Genomic DNA, 1,233 nt, shown 5'->3' on the forward strand with positions numbered 1-1,233 from the left:
ATGTGGAACAATCATATCCTGGAAGTGAGAAAAAATCCTCCCTTTCTATTTACAAATCTACCAAGAGCATCTTATCAAGGCTAGGAGTAAAGTTAGTGGATGAAGGTGACCCATGTGATGCTACTCTGACCATTATCCTAACTGGTAATGCCCTACGTGCAAATTATTGGAAAGCAGGAACCTGTTACAGTGGAGCTGTAGCATACATTGATATAAGCCTTACTATTCCAGAGCGCGAGCCATTCACTTTTCATACCAGCGAAAGATATCCACCCCCAAATACTATTTTTTACTGTCCTAAAGAACCATCTGGTGCTCCTTTTAGAGAAGTTTGCTTTAATGCTCTAGGAGATAGTCTAGCTACTTTGTGGGGACCTCAAGTATTCATTAAAATCATGAGTATGGAAGAGGGATGGCCCTCCTACTCAGCAAAATCTCTTATAGAGATAGGAGAACCAGTAGTAGAATTGCTAATTCAAACTCTAAAGGATGAAGATAGTAATGTTCGTGCTAGGGCAGCATATGCTCTTGGAGAGATAGGGGATGAAAGAGCTATAGAAGCACTAACTAATGCATTAAAAGATAAAGATCTAGGAGTTCAAGAAATTGTAAAAAGAGCTTTAGAGAAGATAGAGGAAAAGAAATCTTCACAATAAATTTAACTCCTATCATATATACAGAACTAAAATATATACCACATAGGATATATTAAAATATTGCAGATGGGTATTGATGAAATATTAAAACTTATAAAACAATTTAATATAAAATCCTTCAGTTAAGAATTAGTAAAAGAAGTCCTTAAAGAATTAAGAAAAGAGTTGGGTAATCGTTAAAGCGTATCAACAAAAGCATATATTATAAAAAGGAGATTTTAAATTAATTTTTAAATAAATATCTCCAAAATTTGTGGCTTTTTAATTATTTAAAAAACACAAAAAATATTAATTTAATTAAAATCTATTCAAAATCTAAAAAGAATTTTAAATAAATAAATTAAGCGATAGGATTTTAAGCACTAAAGATCTTTACACCTTAAGTGAAATTCTATAGGAAAAGTAAAAAATGAAAGTTAGAAACACAAAAAAGAAAAATGGAATCGGAGTAATAATATTCATAACATTCGGAGCTATTTTAATAATAGTTATTATTGGCTTTGGCATTTTTATTGCATTACCAAAACCTTCTTTTTCTGCTAAAGAAATTTACCATAAAGCTTTGGAAACTCTCAAA

At 31.1% G+C, this 1,233-nt stretch carries 1 protein-coding gene; it reads left to right on the forward strand.

Annotated features, from left to right (window positions below; all coding sequences use genetic code 11):
* The coding region (locus KJA13_03145; protein MBZ9578009.1) for a HEAT repeat domain-containing protein at positions 1-656 on the forward strand (656 nt) is incomplete at its 5' end.
* Between the last annotated feature and the right edge of the window lie 577 nt (positions 657-1,233).

This window comes from Patescibacteria group bacterium (assembly GCA_020148045.1).
GTDB lineage: Bacteria > Patescibacteriota > Minisyncoccia > Minisyncoccales > GWA2-38-27 > JAHCRG01.